Origin of the sequence: Veillonella sp. VA141 (assembly GCF_003992175.1) — a bacterium.
Taxonomy (GTDB): Bacteria; Bacillota; Negativicutes; order Veillonellales; family Veillonellaceae; genus F0422.
Genome location: NZ_RQVM01000002.1, coordinates 1 through 21,025, shown reverse-complemented (window position 1 = coordinate 21,025; position 21,025 = coordinate 1). Strand labels below are relative to the sequence as shown.

The 21,025-nt window shown below is 40.2% G+C and carries 16 protein-coding genes; 15 read left to right on the top strand and 1 reads right to left on the bottom strand.

The genetic code is table 11. The annotated features are described in order from the left end of the window. Nucleotide 1: 1 nt before the first annotated feature. The 14 genes from fsa (at nt 2) to EO112_RS08260 (ending at nt 18,652) form a co-directional block, all read left to right on the top strand. The gene (gene fsa, locus EO112_RS02345) at nt 2–646 is read left to right on the top strand and encodes a fructose-6-phosphate aldolase (RefSeq protein ID WP_127162752.1); all 645 of its coding nucleotides are present in this window, start codon (nt 2–4) and stop codon (nt 644–646) included. Between the two features lie 23 nt (nt 647–669). After that, nucleotides 670–1,632 carry a class II fructose-bisphosphatase gene (gene glpX / locus EO112_RS02340; RefSeq protein WP_062401433.1) on the top strand — a complete coding sequence of 321 codons (963 nt, stop codon included), beginning with the start codon at nt 670–672 and terminating at the stop codon, nt 1,630–1,632. 174 nt (nt 1,633–1,806) lie between these two features. Further along, the gene (gene murA / locus EO112_RS02335; RefSeq protein WP_062401434.1) at nt 1,807–3,063 is read left to right on the top strand and encodes a UDP-N-acetylglucosamine 1-carboxyvinyltransferase; all 1,257 of its coding nucleotides are present in this window, start codon (nt 1,807–1,809) and stop codon (nt 3,061–3,063) included. Further along, nucleotides 3,035–4,207, top strand: coding sequence for a rod shape-determining protein (locus EO112_RS02330; RefSeq protein WP_127010157.1), 1,173 nt, complete (start codon nt 3,035–3,037; stop codon nt 4,205–4,207). The genes murA and EO112_RS02330 overlap by 29 nt, the downstream gene beginning before the upstream one ends. 159 nt (nt 4,208–4,366) lie before the next feature. Then, nucleotides 4,367–4,657: a biotin/lipoyl-containing protein gene (locus tag EO112_RS02325; protein WP_009353801.1), complete on the top strand. Its 291-nt coding sequence runs from the start codon at nt 4,367–4,369 to the stop codon at nt 4,655–4,657. 32 nt (nt 4,658–4,689) lie between these two features. Then, nucleotides 4,690–6,579 (top strand): SpoIVB peptidase S55 domain-containing protein, encoded by a 1,890-nt coding sequence (locus EO112_RS02320; RefSeq protein WP_009353807.1) that lies wholly within the window; start codon nt 4,690–4,692, stop codon nt 6,577–6,579. Between the two features lie 132 nt (nt 6,580–6,711). Continuing rightward, complete coding sequence (locus EO112_RS02315) at nt 6,712–7,473, top strand: ABC transporter permease (RefSeq protein ID WP_009353821.1); 762 nt, start codon at nt 6,712–6,714, stop codon at nt 7,471–7,473. Between the two features lie 8 nt (nt 7,474–7,481). Further along, complete coding sequence (locus EO112_RS02310) at nt 7,482–8,246, top strand: ABC transporter ATP-binding protein (protein ID WP_009353808.1); 765 nt, start codon at nt 7,482–7,484, stop codon at nt 8,244–8,246. Further along, nucleotides 8,243–9,547 (top strand): MlaD family protein, encoded by a 1,305-nt coding sequence (locus EO112_RS02305; RefSeq protein ID WP_127135551.1) that lies wholly within the window; start codon nt 8,243–8,245, stop codon nt 9,545–9,547. Before EO112_RS02310 ends, EO112_RS02305 begins: the two co-directional genes overlap by 4 nt. A 9-nt stretch (nt 9,548–9,556) precedes the next feature. Beyond that, nucleotides 9,557–10,972: a TolC family protein gene (locus EO112_RS02300; RefSeq protein WP_127010155.1), complete on the top strand. Its 1,416-nt coding sequence runs from the start codon at nt 9,557–9,559 to the stop codon at nt 10,970–10,972. A 25-nt stretch (nt 10,973–10,997) separates the two neighbouring features. Further along, nucleotides 10,998–15,272: a translocation/assembly module TamB domain-containing protein gene (locus EO112_RS02295; protein WP_127162750.1), complete on the top strand. Its 4,275-nt coding sequence runs from the start codon at nt 10,998–11,000 to the stop codon at nt 15,270–15,272. 13 nt (nt 15,273–15,285) lie between these two features. Next, the gene (locus EO112_RS02290) at nt 15,286–15,921 is read left to right on the top strand and encodes a sigma-70 family RNA polymerase sigma factor (protein WP_009353815.1); all 636 of its coding nucleotides are present in this window, start codon (nt 15,286–15,288) and stop codon (nt 15,919–15,921) included. A gap of 465 nt (nt 15,922–16,386) precedes the next feature. Next, nucleotides 16,387–18,297, top strand: a complete 1,911-nt coding sequence (gene thrS, locus EO112_RS02285) for a threonine--tRNA ligase (RefSeq protein ID WP_127162748.1) — start codon at nt 16,387–16,389, stop codon at nt 18,295–18,297. 196 nt (nt 18,298–18,493) lie between these two features. Then, on the top strand, nt 18,494–18,652 hold the full coding sequence (locus tag EO112_RS08260; protein WP_009353813.1) for a hypothetical protein: 159 nt from the start codon (nt 18,494–18,496) through the stop codon (nt 18,650–18,652). Between the two features lie 194 nt (nt 18,653–18,846). On the opposite strand, the gene EO112_RS02280 is transcribed toward EO112_RS08260, so the two are convergent. Beyond that, nucleotides 18,847–19,578: an SIMPL domain-containing protein gene (locus EO112_RS02280; RefSeq protein WP_126940692.1), complete on the bottom strand. Its 732-nt coding sequence runs from the start codon at nt 19,576–19,578 to the stop codon at nt 18,847–18,849. A gap of 140 nt (nt 19,579–19,718) precedes the next feature. On the opposite strand from EO112_RS02280, the gene EO112_RS02275 reads away from it, so the two are divergent. Then, entirely contained in the window at nt 19,719–20,459 is a 741-nt protein-coding gene (locus EO112_RS02275; RefSeq protein ID WP_126940691.1) for an NADPH-dependent oxidoreductase, read from the top strand. The last annotated feature ends 566 nt before the right edge of the window (nt 20,460–21,025 follow it).

The following is a 21,025-nucleotide window of genomic DNA, read 5'->3' as shown; positions in this document are numbered from 1 at the left end:
TATGAAATTCTTCATTGATACAGCTAATTTTGATGACATTAAAGCAGCCTATGAAATGGGCTTTATTGCAGGGGTAACAACAAATCCATCCTTAATCGTGAAAGAAAAACGTGACTTACACGAAGTGATTCAACAAATTGCTGATCTTGTAGAGGGACCAGTGAGCGCAGAAGTTATTGCTACGACAGCACCAGAAATGGTGAAAGAAGCCCGTGAATTAATTAAGTTGGGTGACAATGTAGTGATTAAAGTGCCAATGACAGCAGAGGGGTTAAAAGCAGTAGCTGTGCTTTCTAAAGAGGGAATTAAAACGAATGTAACATTAATTTTCTCCGCTAACCAAGCTTTGTTGGCAGCCCGTGCAGGTGCTACCTATGTAAGCCCTTTCGTTGGTCGAGTAGATGATATTTCTATGGACGGAATCCAATTAATCGAAGATATTGCTGAAATTTTTATGATTCATAATATTTCAACAGAAATCATTGCGGCTAGCGTTCGTACGCCTATGCATATGACACAATGTGCCAAAGCAGGTGCACATATTGCTACAGTACCGTTTAATGTGTTACAACAATCTTTAAAACATCCATTAACAGATGCAGGATTAGAACGTTTTCTAGCGGACTGGGAAGCAGCCAATAAATAGTAGACACAAGTGGGAGGGTCAAAATGGATCGCACATTAGCCTTAGAGTTTGTTCGTGTTACAGAAGCAGCGGCATTAAAAAGTGGTCGTTTATGTGGTCGTGGAGCCAAAGATGCAGCGGATCAATTAGCTGTTGATGGCATGCGACAAACCTTCGATACAGTGCCAATTTCTGGTACTGTTGTGATTGGAGAAGGTGAAATTGATGAAGCACCAATGTTATATATTGGTGAACGTGTTGGGGCAGGCGGAGAAGAAGTAGATATCGCCGTAGACCCTATTGAAGGCACGAATCTAATTGCAAAAGGTCAAAATGGTGCCATTGCTGTATTGGCCATTGCACCAAAAGGCGGTTTATTGCATGCTCCAGATATGTATATGGAAAAATTGTGTGTAGGACCACGCGCCAAAGGTGTGATCGACTTGAATGAATCCATGACTGAAAACTTGCGCCGTGTAGCTGCAAAAATGGAACGTGCTATCGATGATTTAACAGTTGTTATGTTGGATCGTGAACGTCACCAAGGGTTGATGGATGAATGTCGTGCTGTCGGAGCTCGTATTCGTTTGATTACAGATGGTGATGTAAATCCAGCTATGGAATGTGGTTTAGAAGGCTCTGGTATTCATATGGTTGTAGGTACTGGCGGAGCTCCAGAAGGGGTATTGGCAGCGGCTGCTTTAAAATGTACAGGTGGGGATATGCAAGCTCGTTTAAAACCAGCTACAGATGAAGAAATTCGTCGTTGTCATGAAATGGGTATTACTGACCTTAACAAAGTATTGACCATCGATGATTTAGTAAGTGGTGATGATGTTATCTTCTCTGCCACAGCCATTACAGAAGGCAATGTATTATCTTCTATTAAATATTTCCCTGGTGGTGCTCGTACTCACTCCGTAGTGATGCGCTATAAAACGGGAACCGTTCGTTTTGTAGATACTATCCATCGATTGGATAAAAAATTATCTATGAAAGTAAAATAAATAGAATACACATAACTGTTATAGAAAGGACCGTCTAAAGGCGGTCTTTTTCTTGCGTATAGAGGAAAGATTTAGTATACTAGAGTATGAATGTTTGTCAGTCAAAACATGTTTGAAAGGTGATAGGGTATCACCGTTAAACGATAACTATAAATAAGATTAGGAGGAATTCAGTTGGAAAAGCTTATTATTCAAGGAGGTACACCTTTAGAAGGTCGTATTCGAGTAAGTAGTGCAAAAAATGCGGTACTACCAATTATTGCAGCGACTTTATTGGCGTCTACTCCAAGCACCCTGCTTGAAATTCCAGATTTGGAAGATGTTCATACTATTTGTGATGTGATTGCATCCCTTGGTGTGAAAGTAACAAAAGATGGAGAAAATATTACCTTTGATGCGTCTACAATTTCTGCTACTGAGGCGCCTTATGATCTAGTGCGTCGTATGCGTGCTTCCTTTTTAGTGATGGGACCTTTATTGGCGCGCAAAGGAGAAGCTCGTATTGCCTTACCAGGTGGTTGTGCGATTGGTAGTCGTCCAATCGATTTGCATTTAAAAGCTTTTGAAGCACTAGGTGCGACTATCACTATGGGAGAAGGTTTTGTAGAAGCAAAGGCTCCAGAAGGATTAAAAGGTAATTTAATTTATTTAGACTTCCCAAGTGTGGGGGCCACTGAAAATGTAATTATGGCAGCAACCTTTGCAGAAGGCAAAACAATCATTGAAAATGCTGCAGAAGAACCAGAAATTGTTGATTTAGCTACATTCTTAAATAGTATGGGTGCTAATATTCGCGGTGCTGGTACGGATGTGATTCGTATTGAAGGCGTCAAAGAATTAAAAGGTGCTGTGCATACAGTGATTCCAGACCGCATTGAAGCGGGTACCTATTTAATTGCTGCAGCTATGGCTGGTGGCGACGTATATGTAGAAAATGCCCTTTCAGAGCATTTAAAGCCTGTGGTAGCTAAGTTAAAAGAAGCTGGTGTTACAGTAGAAGAAGATATTGATGGTATTCGTGTTATCAGTAATGGACAGTTGAAAGCAACATCTATTAAAACCTTGCCATACCCTGGATTCCCTACAGATATGCAGGCTCAATTTATGGCTATGACGACGATTGCCAAAGGTACAAGTACTGTGATGGAAACAGTCTTTGAAAATCGTTTTATGCATGTGGATGAGTTGAAAAAAATGGGTGCTTCCATTGAGGTAGATGATCGTAAAGCTATCGTAACCGGTGTTGAACAATTGGTAGGTGCTGAAGTAGAAGCGACTGATTTACGTTGTGGTGCGGCTCTTGTGTGCGCAGGCTTAGCTGCTTCTGGGGTGACCAAAGTGGGGCAATTGACTCATATTGATCGTGGCTATGATAATTTAGTTACAAAATTAAAAGGAATAGGTGCTAACATTGTTCGGGTGGACGAGTAAGCCAAAACAGCCTCAAACTAGAGAGGATAGACGGAAACAACGTCGTGTACGTAGAAAACCAATAGGAACGACTACCAAGCAAACGTCCTTTAAGCGAGAAAGTCGCTCCCTATCATTTCTTGAAAAAATGAGCCTTTTATGGACTACTGATATTGGTATCGATTTGGGTACCACTAATGTAGTGATGTATGTCAAAGGCCGAGGTATAGTTTTAGATGAGCCAGGATTTGTGGCTTGTGATACAAAGACTAGAGAAGTGATTGCCGTAGGTCATGAAGCGCGAGCTATTTTAGGTAGGACGCCAGAGGGCATTGAAGTGATTCAGCCCTTAAAAGGGGGCGTTATTGCCGATTATGATACAACCGCTTATATGTTGCGTTACTTTATTCGTCGTGTCATGCCTGTATCTGGGCTAATTCGATCCCGTATGATTGCTTGTGTTCCCTCCAGTATTACACCCGTGGAAAAGCGGGCTGTTTTAGAAGTGCTCTTACAAGCAGGGGCTCGTAAAATAGTGCTTATGGAAGAACCCCTAGCAGCGGCTATTGGAACTGGCTTAGATAAGGCTGAACAAGTGGGAGCCATGGTGGTCGATATAGGCGGTGGTACCACAGATATTGCTGTCATTTGTGATTCTGGCGTGGTAGTCAGTGAGAGTTTACGCATCGGTAGCGATACCTTTGATGAAGCGTTACTACAATACATGAAGCGGAAGAAAAAGCTTCTTATAGGTCCCTTGACAGCAGAAGATCTAAAAATTGAAGTGGGTACCGTAGATCCAAGATCTGGAGAGGAACGTGCTATCGTTAGAGGTCGGCACAGTGTGACAGGATTACCGCGTGCTGTGGAAATTACCTCAAAAGATATGAAGTTTGCTTTGGATAGACCTGTGCAAGATATTATTGAAGGGATTATTGGTATTTTAGAAAAAACACCTCCAGAATTATTGGCGCAAATTAATCACCATGGTATTATTTTGACTGGTGGAGGCTCTCAGCTTCGTGGTTTAGACCGAATGATTACAGAAAAAACGGGTCGTCCTGCTTATGTAGTGGAACATCCTAGGTATTCTGTTATCTTGGGCACAGGAAAAGCGCTATCAGAGTTGAATCAATTGCGCGATACCTTGGAAGAACTACGATAAGTGGTACTTGACTTCATGATTTTTTCATATACAAAGTTTATGATAAGGGAAGTAAGATAGTGTATGAAAAGATAGACTATTTTACTAGGAATTGATTGTTCTGACTCTTGAAAATATGATATACTGTACATGGAAGAAAATTGTAGGAGGTGTATATATATGAAAAAAGTTTTTCTATATAGTTTGGGGGCATTGTTAGCAGCATTTTTAGTGACATCTACGGCAGAGGCTGCACCAGTAAATCATGAAACTGTGTTATCTGGTGAAGTCGTATCTGTGGTTAGTGTAGGAACTTCTGTCAAAGAAGGGGACCCATTGCTAACAGTACAAACATTAGGGGGACCTATGGTAGCATCCCGTGCCACTGTGAACGGTGTGGTACAAACAGTCTCTGTGGAGCCAGGTGCTACAGTGGAACGAGGTCAAATTATAACAGTGATCAATAACTAATTATTAATAATCAATAAGAAGAGGCGATATAGATGCAATTACATCGTTTTTGGCGTCGGTACACTAAGGGTGTGCTGGCGCTCTTATTGTGTGGGGCTACTTTTACAAGTGCTCATGCAATAGAATTTATGAAAGTAGAGGATTTACACCGTGGCATGGTAGGTCATGCGGATACAGTAGTACAAGGGGATAAAATTGATTCTTTCAAAGTGGAAGTCCTAGGCGTTATGAAACAACGTGGCCCATCGGGGGATTTGATTTTAGTGAAAGTATCAGGTCCCATCATTGATGCATCGGGGGGGATTGTTCATGGTATGAGTGGTAGCCCCGTATACATTGATGGAAAATTGGTAGGTGCTGTTGCCTATGGCTGGGGATTTACAGACGGTACTTTGGGCATGGTAACACCTATCGATCAAATGGTGAAACTGTGGGATGAGAAATACCAAAAAGATTTACCGAATCCATGGAAAGATACACAATTGATTCCGTTGGGCACACCATTGATGGCAGATGGTTATGATGAAACATCCTTAGCATATTTGGGAACAAAATTTAAGGACTTTGGTTATAAAGGATATGCTACGGCTAGTGACAGCACGGATGATATTGTGAAACCAATGGTGCCTGGTGGCTCTATTGCGGCGTTACTGGTAAAAGGTGATTTGAAGATGGGCGCCGTGGGGACTGTTACCTATGTAGATAAGGATAAAGTAGTTGCCTTTGGACACCCATTTGATAAACGTGGCTCTACAGGTTATTTCATGAATAACTCCAGTATTTTTACAGTAGTAAAAAGTATAGATTCTGGTTTTAAATTGGGGTCCTTAGGGCGAGAAGTAGGTGTTATCACAGAAGATCGCGGGGCAGGTATTGCTGGTACCGTTGGGGTATTTGGAAAAGGTGTTCCTGTGCGTATGCAACTTCGTGATTTAGATCGTGGGGTAGAGCGAAATGCGGCGGTCACGGTTGTGGAATCTTCTAAACTAACGCCGACCTTGGTGGCGACCTCCGTATATAGCCTGCTGAACAAAACGCTAGACCGTGTAGGTGGTGGTACAGCTAAGATCAATATTAAGATTACACCTGTAGATCCTAAATTACCTACCTTAGAACGACGGAATATGGTGTACTCCAGTAGCTCAGTATCTGAAAAATCTATCGATGAATTATTCGATATTGTAGAAAGTTTAATGAATAATGCTTTCAAAGACTATGAAATCCGTGATATTCAAGTAGATGTACAAGTGGAAGAAGCAAAACGTACAGCTACGATCATCGATGCTAGTGCAGACCAAGTCATTGTATCTCCTGGGGACAACATTGTGATTACTGCCAATTTACAAGCCTACCGCGAAGGAAAGATTCAACGAGAAATTATCTTTAAAGTGCCAGAAGATCAAAAGCTAGGAACCTATACACTTGAAGTGCGTGGTGGTGGCGTGATTCCATTGCCATACTTGTTTGAAAAACAAAAATATAATTTGACAGATGAAATTGTAGAGCGATTGAAAGTGCATAAAAACTTTGATGAATATTTCAAAGATCTCAGTGAAGATGATCAGAATAACCAAATTGTAGCAGAGTTTTTAGCCGATGATATCAGTATGGTGGAAGAGTCTGGGGACAAGGCGAAAAAGCAACGCCTAGAAGCAGACGAGGAAGATGTGGACGATGATGAGTTGCCAAATGGAGGCAAACATAAAAAAGGTTTGAAAGCCTCTGATGATGACGAAAAAGAAAACAATGAAGCATCACGAGTGGTAGTAGATTATGTTGTCTTAGGTGATGGACAGTTTACGGTACAAGTGGTAGATAAAAAAGATCGAGACCATTTGCGTAAACAGCGGATCAAAGAAAAACTTTCAAATTTAAAAGAGAAAGTAAAAGCAGAAGAGTCAGACCAAAAGAAAAATAAATAGTCTTATCCGAAGAGAGCAGGAAGTGATATAGCATCATTTCCTGCTTTTATTTTGAAAACTCCGATGGTACTACTGCACATTCAAAGAGTTTTGTGATATACTGAAGATTGATACAAATACTCAGGAGGAACTATGATTTGGTTAACATGGATTGGTAAGCAAATGATCTTTTTCCTATCCCAGATAGGTGAGGCCATGTTGTTACTATGGAGAACCATAGGACAATTACCAAAAATAAATTGGAAACTCACAATCGAACAAATGGCACACTTAGGGGTGTATTCCTTGCCGATTTTATCATTAACTATGTTTTTTGCAGGCGCTGTGATGACATTGCAAATGGCAGATGTATTGATACACTATGGTGCACAGGGAACTGTGGGTGGTATTATGGCCATTGCTATGGGGCGCGAATTAGGCCCAGTTTTAGTTGGCGTTGTATTAGCAGGTCGTGTGGGTGCAGCTATTACGGCAGAGTTAGGAACTATGAAAGTAACAGAGCAAATCGATGCCTTAAAGGTCATGGCGGTTAACCCCATTGGGTATCTTGTAGTACCTCGTGTTGTAGCATGTATGATTATGGTGCCAATCTTGACATTTTATGGTGTTCTTATCGGTACAGGTGGGGGATACTTGGTAGCTACCATAGTGAAAGGACTAGCCGGTTCTACCTATTTAGACTCCATTCAAATTTTTGCGATCCTATCTGATTTGACGTACGGACTCATTAAATCTTGTGTGTTCGGAGCGGTTATTGCCCTAGTTGGATCTTATAAAGGCATGTACACAGATATGGGGGCAACTGCTGTTGGCTATGCTACTACTAGCTCTGTAGTAACCAGTATCATTTTAGTCTTTATATTAAATTACTTTTTATCAGTCTTATTATTCTAGGAGGACCTATGATTGAATTACAAAACGTGGTCCTAGCCTATGAGAATAGAATTATTTTAGACCATGTAGATTTAACTATCCATGATGGAGAAACTCTAGCTATTTTAGGAGGCTCTGGAGCGGGCAAAAGTACTTTGCTTAAATTGATTATCGGTCTTTTACGGCCTACCAGTGGTACTATTTTAGTAGATGATGTAGATATTACGAAAATCGATGAGAATGAATTCGATCGGTTGCGACAAACTATGGGGATGGTCTTTCAATACTCTGCGTTATTTGATTCTATGAGTGTAGGAGAGAATGTAGCCTTTGGACTACGCCAACATACGACGATGAGCGAAGAGGAGATTCAACGTACTGTAGCTAGAAAGCTACGTATGGTAGGATTGCCAAAGACTGAACAGTACATGCCTAGTGAACTATCAGGGGGGATGAAAAAACGGATTAGCTTGGCTCGTGCTATTGCTTTAGATCCTAAAATCATTCTATATGATGAACCGACATCAGGATTGGATCCGATTACATCGGGCACCATTAGTCGTTTAATACGGAGCATGCAATCTCATTTGCAATGTAGTTCTATCGTGGTCACTCACGATATGAACTCAGCCTTTTTTGTGGCAGACCGCATTGCCTTACTAGATAAAGGAAAGTTTATTGAAGTATCACCAACAGAAGAGTTTAGACATTCTAAGAATCCGAAGGTACAACAATTTATAGAGGGTCGTAAATCTGTGAAAACAGAGATACAAGAAGAAGGAGATATACCATGAAGTGGACAACAGAGGCGAAGGTAGGTCTATTTACCGTAGTGGGGGTAGTCCTATTTGCTGTGTGTATTGTATTTTTAGGACGATTTGATATATTTGCAGCTCCTACTATGCATATTGCTGGGAATTTTCAATCTGTAACGGGGTTGAAAGAAGGCAATACTGTGCGCTTTTCAGGGGTGAAAGTAGGGAAAGTCAAATCTATGCAAGTCACTGACAAAGGGATTACGGTGGCTATGGACATCGACAAGGATGTAAAAATTCCGACAGACTCTGCTTTTACCATGGAAAGTGATGGTATTTTAGGGGATAAATTCATCCAAATTACGCCAGGCCGTAGTACTTTGTATTTAGATGATGGTGCTTTCATTACAGGGGATGGAAAAAGTGAAATCGATAAAACCATGGCGCAAGCTACGAAATTGATGGAAGCGGCCACCACTACATTGCAATCCATGAATGGCATCATTGGTGATGAAAAAACACAAAGCGCTTTACGCAATGCCTTACAATCGACAGAGTTAATTGCTCAAAATACAGCAAATTTGACGGCTCAAATGAATGCTATGTTAGCGAATAATAGTGACAATATTTCAGCTTTAACAGCGAATATGGTAGGCATTACACGAAATATGGAATCCTTGACAAATCAAATGGATACGAATATGAAACAATTTAATGCAGATGGTCAAGCAGGAACAGAAATGCGTCAAATTGTGAATAATTTGAAAACTACTACAGATAGTATTTCAAAAATGGCAGGCGCTATGGAAGGCGTTGTAACAGACCCTAAAAGTGCGGCAGATATTAAGGAAACCTTACATAATACGGCACAGTTATCTACGAAGCTAAATCGTCTCACAGGAGGAGATGTGAAAGCAGGTTCGGATGGAAAAAAGTCGGATTTTAAGACGCAAATAGGAGCAGAGGTACTGTATAATCCAGAAGATAAAAAAGTTCGTACTGATGCCGATGTGCGCCTTATGACGAAAGATTCAGTATATACCTTAGGACTATCTAATGTAGGAAATGGATCGAATTTAGATGTGACGTATGGAAAGCAAGTCCTAGATAAAGTACAGTTACGAGGAGGTTTGTTTGATGGAAAATTAGGCGTCGGAGCTGATATTGATTTTGGTACACCCTTTTCTTTATCAGCAGCTTTGTTTGACTTGAGACATAGTTCTTATCGGATTCGTTCCGATATTCAATTATGGAAAGATACCTATGCGGTCGGTCAATGGACTTGGTATGGACATGACCATAACCGTGTGAATTATTTTGGGCTAAGAAAGACATTTTAGGAGGACCCAATGAATACAAAAATAATGACAGTAGCAGCGATGTTAGCAGCCTATGCATGTACAGTAGGAGCAGCGGCACCGCAAACAGATACAGTAAAATTAGTACATTTTCAAGAAAAAGCAACTGCGCAAGCAGCAATGATGACAAAGGCATATAAAAACCAAGCACAGACAAACAGTCAATCTGTGTCTATTACATTGCCACAATCCATTGCATTAGCATTGCAAAATAATAGAACCTTACATCAATCTCAATGGGATTATGAAGCGGCAATAGCACAAGTAGGAGTTGCGACTAGCGGTAGGAATCCAGTAGTGACGTATAATTATAGCGCTAACCATACAGGAAATGAAGTGAACGGTGTTAGTAAAACTGGAAATGCCTTTTCGCATCAATTAGGTGTGGGAGTATCTGTATTTAATCGTGCTTTGGATGCACAAATTGAAGCAGCTAAATATAGTCGTGATGGCAGTGGCGCAGCATTAACGGAAGCCGCACAAACAGCTAAATTAACGGCAGCAACTAATTATTTGTCCCTTATCATGTCTCGTAATAAGGTAAATGTAGCAGAACAAACAGTCCGTGATTACGAAGAACATTTAAAAAATGCTAACTTACAATATCAAGTAGGTATTGTATCTAAATCTGATGTACTGGCTACGAATACACGATTAGCGAATGCAAAAACTGCTTTAGTAGAAGCGAAAAACGCTGCTAATTTAGCAGAGGCAAAGTTCAATAATCATGTAGGATTGCCTGTATCTACACCAATCGTAACAGCAGACAAAGAATTAAGCTATGCACCATATGGTATTTCATTGGAATCTGCAAAATCTTATGGAGTAGCACATCGTGGTGCCATTGTACAAGCGGCAATGGCAGTGAAAGCAGCCGAAGAAAATGTAGGCCTTGCAGATGCTTCTGATATTCCAGTGGTGAAAGCCAATGCTAGCCGACGCATGAATGGTGCACATTGGGCTGGTAACGATAGCAAAGACTGGTCCGTAGGCGCTACCTTATCTTGGAATGTATGGGATGGGGGCCAATCAAAAGCTAATGTAAGTGCTGCTAAAGCAAAGTTAGAAAAAGCGAAAGAAGCCTATGCACAAACGATTGATACGGTAGAGTTACAAGTGCAAGAGGCGTACTTAAATTTAAAAGCAGCAGAACAAAAAATTAAAAGTACTCATGCTGCAGTAGAAGCAGGACAGGAAGATTTCCGCATTAAAACATTGCGTTACCGTTCTGGAGTGGGTACAAATGTGGATGTATTAGACGCAGAAACTTCCTTAGCAACGGCACGTAATAATTATGTAGATGCACTATATAACTACAATTTAAGTATTGCTACTTTAGAAAAAGCGATGGGTATTCCGGTTGACTCTGCTGTGGGTACTGGGGTAAATATCGTAAATCAGGGATAGTCATCTTACTAATATGAGGTAAATTATGAAGGGGAAACACTGGCTACTAGGTATTGTACTAAGTGGATGTGTAGCAGGCGTTGGATTCGGCTTACAACCATTGAGTGAAACTTATGTAGGACCTTATGTGCAAGAACAATTACATACAGCACTGAATGGAACTGTTTCCTATTCATCATTTCACATTGGTTGGGATGGTTCTGTTCAAATGAAAGATCTCAGTGTAGAAGATGCTAAGGGGCAATCTGTACTTACTGCGGACGCTTTGACCGTGTCTATACAATGGTTAAAGGTATTGCAATATCCTTTTGGACAGATATCACCAGATGCTTTGGTGGGAACGATTACTGTCTCCTCACCTCATGTGAATGTAGTACAAGATGAAACTGGACAATGGAATATACTGCAGTTGGTAAAAGAACGGGACTCAGAAGAACCTAGTCAATTTAGTGGATTGCTACGTGTAGAAAATGGAACGATTTCACTATTTTTGCCACAGGCAACGCCTTTATTGCTATCAGATGTGAATGGTACTGTCTTGGGTGATGGTGGTCATATGCTGGAGGGAGTCGTTGATGCTCATATTGGAAAGGATCAAATTCACTCCAAGATACAATGGGCGCTGGATGGCAGCGGTGATCGATCATTTTATGTGGAAACCCCACATTTAGATATAGCTCCTATAGTAAGTCGCATTTCTCTGCCAAGTGCAGTAAGCTCTATGACGGGTGATCTGACAGATGTTGCGTTGACAGTAACACAACGTGGTGGCTTCTGGTATGGTGAAGGAGGACTTTCCTTCCAAAACGTAGGGACGACCATCCAAGATCATCGATTGACATCTGGGAAAGGAAGCCTTCAAATCCATGGAGATGTTCTATTCTTAGACGGAATAGAAACGAATATGAATGACGAGTATCTTCGTGTGAATGGCACCATACATCATATTTTTGATGAAGACCCTACCTTGCAATTGTCGGTAGGATTGAAAGAATGGAATCTTGCTTCTCAACTGCCAATGACAGGATATATTACAGCAGATGCACTGGTAACAGGTCCCGTGTCTAATGTAAAAGCCAGTGCAGATGTAGAGGTACGAGATATCACCTATGAAGGGATGACAGTAAACCGTGGAAAAGGGCACCTTTCTTATGGTGATCAAGTCATCCATGTGAGGGATGCGGAACTGAATATGCAAGGTGGAACCGTGAATGGTACTGGCTCGTATCATATAGATACAAAAGATTTCTTGGCACAGCTAAACTTACAAAATGTGTCTTTATATGGGCTGCCTCTTGGAGGACAATCCTCTGTGCAGGGATCTGTCAGCGGTGATTTGACTGTGGAAGGACAGGGAGGTGCTATTTCAAACGTAGTGGGATCTGTAAGGGGACGTCAAATTGGGTATCAATCTATCTTAGTGGATACTTTGGATGCTAGTGTATCTTGGGATGGTACACAACTAGTAGTACCTTATATGAATGGTAAGTGGAGTAGGGGGACATTCACCGGTAGTGGTCGCTTAGGAAATGGAACGTTTGGACTTAGCCTATACGGTACTCATATCGGACTAGAACAATTTAATGGATGGTCACCTAAACCTTTGGGAGGCACTGTATCCATGGAAGCAAACTTGCAAGGATCTCTAGAGAACCCTACAGGGACTGTTACTATTGCGGGAGATGCACTTTCTTATGGGGTAACACAGTTTGACCGTATGTTTGTGAAAGCAAATATAGAGGATAAAAAACTGCATATCCTTGACGGTGATTTAGAATATAAAAAAAGTATCTATGATGTGCGAGGAACTATCAATTTAGATGGAGACCAAGATGTGGATATCAAAGGCTCTGCGAAGGATGTACGTATTGAAGATATATTGCCAAACTTTACAGATATTCCTATGACAGGATGGATTCACACAGATGTACATATAGAAGGTACCTTACAGCGTCCTAAAGTAAATGGATATGTGAAAGCCTGGGATGGTTCTATATATGGAAAACTGTTTGAATCTATTGAAGGATCTTATGCATATAAGGATGGGCACTTACATTTACCAAGGTTAGATATTACTACCTATGGTTCCTCTATTGTAGTAGATGGGGATATACAAAACAAACAGTTAGATATTAACTTTGTAGGTGATGCGGTGCCAATTGAACCCTTTATTCGGGATGCGGGTCTCAACATGGTTGGCTATGTAGGCGCAGAAGGACATCTAGGTGGAACTGTGGATGCACCTATCTTTGAGGGAGTGGTACAGTCAGATGTTATGCAGGTGAAGGATTCTACATTGCATGATATATCGGGTGCTGTGTACATTACGCCGAAAGTGGTACATCTACAAGGACTGACTTTCACGGGCAGCGGCACTAGTCGATATGAAGTAAAAGGTGGAGTTCAACTGGATGAATCGAAACGCTTATTTGGTTATGTTCGTGTCCGAGATGGAGAATTGCAACAGTTATTAGCATTAAGTAATGCAAATGTACCAGATGTAAATGGCAAGTTGCAGGCGACCATTGATTTAGGAGGTACTAGTGACAGCCCAAGGTTAGATGTAAAAGGTTCTCTCGAAAATACAACTATTCGTGATGAAGTAGTGGGAACTGCTACACTGGATGTGGGCTATGGTGGACGTACCATTGATATCCGTACGTTTAATTTACCTATTAAAGAAGGGCTTATTGCTGGTAAAGGTAAAGCTGATTTAGATGGGATTACAGATATTCAGTTAGTAGCATCAAAAGTGCCTGTTGGAACTATCTTGCCTTTAGTAACATCAGATATCAATGGACAAGGGAACTGGAACTTTATTATTAATGTACAGGGCCCTACGAAATCTCCAAAGGTAGAGTTTTCTAGTGAAATAGAACAAGCCGTCATCAATGGTATAAGCTTGGATCAGTTAAGCATCTTAGGCAATATGGAAGACCAAGTGGTATCGATTCAACAAGGGATGATTAAGAAAGCGGATTCTTCTATTAAAGTGCGTGGTAAATTACCTTTAAGTGCATTGGTAACCAATGAATATGTGTCTGATGATGCGAGTAAGCAATTTGATGTTTATGTGGATATGAATGAAGCAAACTTGTCAGTACTTCCATTGATGTTTAAAGAGGTACAGTCTGGAGAAGGGGCTATTCGTGGTATTGTTCATGTAACAGGAAACTCTGCGAATGTATTAGCTGATGGTACGATAGAATTAGCGAACGGATCTATGCAGCTCAAATCCTTAAAGAAACCATTGACGCAGTTAAAGGGACAGCTATTATTCCATGGTAATCATGTTGATATTACAGGAAGTACTACCATGGGGAAAGGTAATGCTGGCGTATCTGGAAATATAGGATGGACAGGTTCTCGAATTACTTCTTATGATGGTGCATTACAAATGAAAGGTATAGAAATTGGTCATGAATTTTATACCGGCCCATTGGAAGGCGAATTGTATATGATCAATAGAAATGATTTGCCAACCTTAGTAGGTGTCATCAACCTTCATGATGTGGTAGGATCTATACCTTTATCCTTTAGTAGTTCAGAGACATCGATTCCATTGGGACTAGATGTAACTATCAATGCTAAAAACAATGTGAGATTATATAATCCATTGCTTTATGATATGTACTTACAAGGGCAGGTAAAATTTGAAGGTACCTTAGGAGAACCAAAGGCAAGTGGCAAGTTATCTGTGAATAAAGGGCATGTAAAATATTTGAAAAATCGCTTTAAAATTACTGAAGGACAAGCCAAGTTTGTCACAGGTAGTGTGATTCCTGAGCTGAATGTACGAAGTATGGCGAATGTAAAGAACTATCGTGTATCCTTGCAAGCAGAAGGACCTGCTACACAGATGAGATTAAAGCTGACTTCGGAACCTAATTTATCGGAACGTCAAATTATTTCTTTGTTGACCTTTGGACGTAATGTAGGTAATGCCAGTGGTGTTACATCAGATGATGCGAATGCATTGCTTACCTCTAGTTTACAGTCCTTGGCTTTTGGGTATATTGAAGATGTATTGCAAGATACATTGGGCTTAGATTTGGTGAATATTACTACAGGCTCTTTGGATGGAAAAGATTCTCGTGATTTCCAAGAGAAAAATAACTTTAATGTGACTATAGGTAAATATGTAGTGCCAGATTTGATGGTTACCTTAACTAGAGGGCTAAAAAACGATCATGTATCATATGGTTTTCAGTATGATATCAATCGTAATGTCAGTGCTACAGGGTGGTTTAATAATGAAAATAAACGCTATTTAGGGGCGCAGTGGCGCTATCGATTCTAAAGGAGGTGAAGGTATGCTTAATGATTATATTGCCAGTGTGGATAAAATTGAATTATTGTCATGGGAAGAAGAACAACAGCTTTGGAAATCCTATGAAGAACATGAAGATATGCAGGCTCGTATGACGATCATAGAGCATTACCAACCATTAGTATTGAAAGAAGCCAATGTATATCAATCCTCTAAGATAGATATGATGGATTGCATTCAAGAGGGAACGATTGGCCTAATTGAGGCAGTAGAGCGCTATGACTCCCAAAAAGGAGTAGCTTTTTCCCTCTATGCAGTGCATCGTATTCGTGGACGCATATTAGACTATCTTCGCAAAGAAGGTAAGGAAGGCATTGTGTTACAAACTGAATCAGAAGATGGAGAAACTTGGTGGGAACAACTGCCTGCAGAGGGACCTTCTACAGAAATTGTTTGCGAGGAACGCATGTATGGGGATATGGTAACCTCTGCCATGAAACAGTTGCCTTTAGCGGAGCAACATGTAGTGGAAGAAGTATATTACAAAGATCACAGTGTAGCATCTATTGCAGACACAATGGAGTGCAGTCATAGTTATATTCATCGATTGCGAAGAAAAGGATTAGCCCGGCTCAAAGGTTTGTTAGAAACGGCTAAAGAGACATGGGATAAAAGTTGATTCTATTGTTCAAGTCTTAAGAGCATATACATAGTACTACTCAATGGCCAGTTCTTGGACAGGGTGCAGAGAGTAGTACTTTTTTATAGAGAATTAATTACATCGAAAAAAATCGCTTGACAGATATATAGTTTGGAGTTACTATATTTGTATTATACATATAGAACAGTGATGCGAAGGACATGACCCTAACCATCTATACTTTCAGAGAAAGATACCTTGGCTGTGAGTATCTAGTGTAGACTTAGACGTTACCACCTTCAAACTGGTTTGGTGAAGGCTTAGCTTGTAATCAAATCCGTGTGGACCCGTTATCGTCCGTAAGAGTGAGTCCTATCAATAGGGACTAACTAGGGTGGAACCGCGAAGATCTTCGTCCCTTGTGTGGGAGAAGGTCTTTTTTTGTTGGTAAAAAGTATTGCCATCCCCAATGGCATAGTAGTATTAGACCTAGGGAGGTAACCTATGAGTGAAGTAAATATCATTTTACCTGATGGAAGTTCTAAAGCTTTTGCAGCTGGAACTACATTGGGTGAAGCAGTAAAACAACTATCAAACAGCTTAGCAAAAAAAGTACTAGCCGCTGATGTAAATGGAGAATTAGCAGACCTTCGTGAAGTATTGGTGGAAGGTTCTAAGGTAAGCTTTTTAACATTTGCAGAAGATGGTGGTAAACATGCATTCCGTCATACTGCATCTCATGTGATGGCGCAAGCAGTAAAACGTTTGTGGCCTGATGCGCAATTGGCCATTGGACCAGCTATCGAGAACGGTTTCTACTATGACATCGATATGGAACATAAATTAGTGCCAGAAGATTTACCGAAAATCGAAGCGGAAATGAGCCGTATTGTAAAAGAAAACTTACCTATCGAAAAAGTATTGATGGAACGCCAAGAGGCACTAGATTTCTTCGCAGCTAAACATGAAAATTATAAAGTAGAGTTAATCAATGATTTGCCTGCTGATGCAGTGATTTCTGCGTACAAACAAGGTGAGTTCACTGACCTTTGCGCAGGTCCACACTTAGCAAGCACTGGTAAAGTAAAGGCTTTCAAATTACAAAGTATTGCAGGTGCATACTGGCGTGGCGATGAAAAAAATAAAATGTTGCAACGTATTTATGGTACTGCTTTTGAAAAGAAAGAAGAACTAGAGGAATACTTACACTTATTAGAAGAAGCAGCTCGTCGTGATCATCGTAAATTAGGCAAAGAGCTTGGCTTATTCGTTATCAAAGAAGAAGGACCAGGATTCCCATTCTTCTTGCCAAAAGGTATGGCAGTACGCAATGCCTTAGAAGATTTCTGGCGTGAAGTACATCATGACTATGATTATGAAGAAGTTCGTACCCCAATTATCTTAAGCCAACATTTGTGGGAAACATCTGGTCACTGGTTCCATTACCGTGAAAATATGTACACAACACAAATCGATGGAGCAGAATATGCAATTAAACCAATGAACTGCCCAGGCGGTATCTTGGTGTATGCAAACGATATGCATTCCTATCGTGATTTGCCAATTCGTATGGCAGAACTTGGTTTGGTACATCGTCACGAATTGAGCGGTGCTTTACATGGTTTATTCCGTGTACGTAGCTTTACACAAGATGATGCCCATGTATTCATGACTCCATCTCAAATTAAAGAAGAGTTAATGAGCGTTATCGACTTATTCGGCCGTATCTACTCTCAATTTGGCTTGTCCTATCATGTAGAGTTAAGTACAAAACCAGAAGGCGCTATTGGCGACGATGCCATTTGGGAATTAGCGACAGAAGCATTGCGTGAAGCGATTGAAGCAAAAGGTATTCCATATCGTATCAACGAAGGTGATGGTGCGTTCTATGGCCCTAAACTAGATTTCCATATTCGCGATTCTATCGGCCGTACATGGCAATGTGGTACTATCCAATTGGATATGAACTTGCCAGAACGTTTTAACTTGGAATATATCGCAGAAGATGGTCAAAAACATCGTCCAATCATGATTCACCGTGCATGCTTTGGTTCTATGGAACGTTTCATTGGTATCTTGATTGAACACTTTGCAGGGGCGTTCCCAACTTGGATGGCACCAGTACAAGTGAAAATCCTTCCAATCAGTGAAAAACATGTCGAATATGCTGAAAAATTACGCAAAGCATTTAAAGATGCCTATGTGCGTGTGGAACTAGATGATCGCAGCGAAAAGATCGGTTACAAAATCCGTCAAGCACAAATGGAAAAAGTATCCTACATGCTTGTGGTAGGTGACAAAGAAGTGGAAGAAGGAAAAGTAGCTGTTCGTAAACGTGGTGTTGGTGAACAAGGGGCGATTCCTTGGGAAGAATTCTTGGCAAATATCCAACAAGAAATTAAAGATCGTGCATAATCACTAAAATAAACAGGATAGTATGGAGGCACTTTGCGTGAATCTGATACATGGATCCTAGTGGATTTTTGATGATATAAGTATTGTGTATACATATGAAAAGCATCTTCACAAGAAGGTGCTTTTCATCATATAATACAATTAGAAAGAAATTGGTCTTTCCTTTTCTAGTATTCCGAGTAGAGGTGATGGAATCATGATTACATTTGACGATGCAGAAAAGCAAAAATTAAGTCCTGAGGATTTAAAAAAATTAAAGAAGCATAATGATATCAATGAATGGCCGTGTCCATTATCAGATGATATGAAAAAGCAAATGCATGATAGCTTTAAAGTTGTGCCTAAGAAAAAATAAGAAAAAGCCGTAGCGACTGAGGATTGTGTTCGCTACGGCTTTTTTTGAAAAAAGAAGAAACGCCATACATCGGATGACGTTTCTCGTAGGGGTGATATTTATATAGTAAGTAGTATGTATAACATGCATCATTAGATGTGTATGTGAATGCATATATTTTGGCAATCAGATAGTTGTATCAAGAGATATAGATCCTATTGCAGATAGAATACTACATTTGCTGTTTTGTTGGCGGACATATCTCCCTTCTCTATAGGTGTAGAGCTAGATAAATCCATAGATTTTACTGCAAGCATAGCATATCTAGGGTTTACCTCCATAGTTTGTGTGCGTGTAGTTCCTAAGCTTGCGGATTTAACAGGACCTAGTTCACGGCCAAGAGATTTTGCAATCACTTCCGCTTGGTGGCGTGCATCACTAATAGCAGATGCAGATAATTGATCTTCTATCTCTTGGGATACATCGGTTTGGAAGGTAAGGGAATTGATATCAGAAGCGCCACTAGCAATAGCTGCGTCGATGGCTTTTCCAATAGAGGATGTGTCATACACCCTTACAACAACAGTGTTGTTTACATTATAGCCATTTAATTTTGAGTTCCCATCAATGTAATCGTAATTAGGGTTGATAGTAATGTTAGATGTTTGGATATTATTTCTAGATACGCCTAAATGTTGTAGGGATGAGATAAGTTTAGACATAATCGCATCATTTTGAGATTTTGCAGATTGAACAGACGTATTTTTGCTAGATACCCCAAGGTTAAGTAATGCATAGGATGGTGCCACTTGGCGAACAGCTTGGCCTGTGACGGATATTTCTCCAGCGGACATATTTGCAGTCATATCTGCAGCCATAGTGCCCACTGTGGCAGATGTCATCAGTGCGCCGATAGTGAAAGCTTTCAAAAGCAATGAATGTTTCATAAAATCGTCCTTTCTATATGATGTACCTGTTGACAAAGAAAAAATAAGTACCCTACAATGGTATATATACAGTACATCTAGTATTTGTTATTATACTACATAAACTATGTGAAAGTATGATGAAGGTTAGGAGTAAAACTATGAACCCTATTGATATTATGTTAGATCATAAAAGTATTCGACAATATAAACCGATGCGAGTATCTCCGCAACATTTGAGTATTTTGTTAGATGTAGCGAAACGGACTGCTACAAGCATGGGGATGCAAACATTCAGTATCATCCGTATTGTAAAGCCAGAAATTAAAGAAGCCATTGCAGCGGTATGCAAACAAGAGTATGTGAAAGGTATGCCTGAATTGTTTGTATTTGTGGTGGATGCATATCGAAATGCACAAATTATGAAAGAAAAAGGACTGGATCTTGATACAGCAAATGATGCAGATCGATTCTTCCAAGGGTGGACAGATGCCTGTTTAGCGGCACAAAATATGGTGACGGCAGCAGAACTGGCAGGATATGGTACAGTATATTTGGGAAGTATCTTAAATGATGCAGAAAAAATGATTGAAATTTTGAACCTACCTGAATTAACATTCCCTGTAGTAGGACTTGGACTGGGTATGGCAGACCAAAAACCAGCATTGAAACCACGCATGCCAAGAGAAGCAAATGTATTTGATGATGAATATAGTACGTTTGATAATTATCATGAGCTATTAGAAGATTATGATGAAGAAATGAATCAATACTATGATCTTCGTAGTCCTAATTATCCCTTGCCTAAATTTACAGACCAAGTAGTGGGGCGATTACAAATGAAGGATGAGAAGCGCAGTGCTTTGGTAGAAATTGCAAAAACCCAAGGGTTTCACTTGTAATGCTATTCTGCCTTGTGGCGATTATTAACTGAATACGATAAAGGGCAGAGCGCGGTATGCCCCCTCTCAAACGGTATTGCATAATGTTTGTTCGGGGGCACACCGTGCTCTTCTTGTATTTGTGTGATTTAGTCAATATAATCGCCACAAGGCGTTCTACGCATAACTGCGTTCTACGCATAACTGCGTTCTAGGGTGGGGTGCTGTGCTCTTATGATGATTGAGGAATTTAGGTAGTAAGAAACTCCACAAACTATTCTATGTATAACTACGTTACTCAGAAGAAATATAAGTATTGCTGGCACATGGTGTTATAAATCCGATTATAATTAGAAGCAGGGGGTGTACATTATGCTTTAGCTTAGATATACTTAATTTAGTTGTTTTAAGTAGGGCTAGATTATATAGGGTGAATTCTATAGAAAACATATATGAAAAATAGTAAAAAGTAGGGTTGCAAATTATTGGTAAATAGCATATAATACTTTTAGTGCTTGAGACACAAGCACTTTTAATTTTCTTACAGCTTAGTAACTAAGAAAATTAAAAAGATTAAAAATAACTGT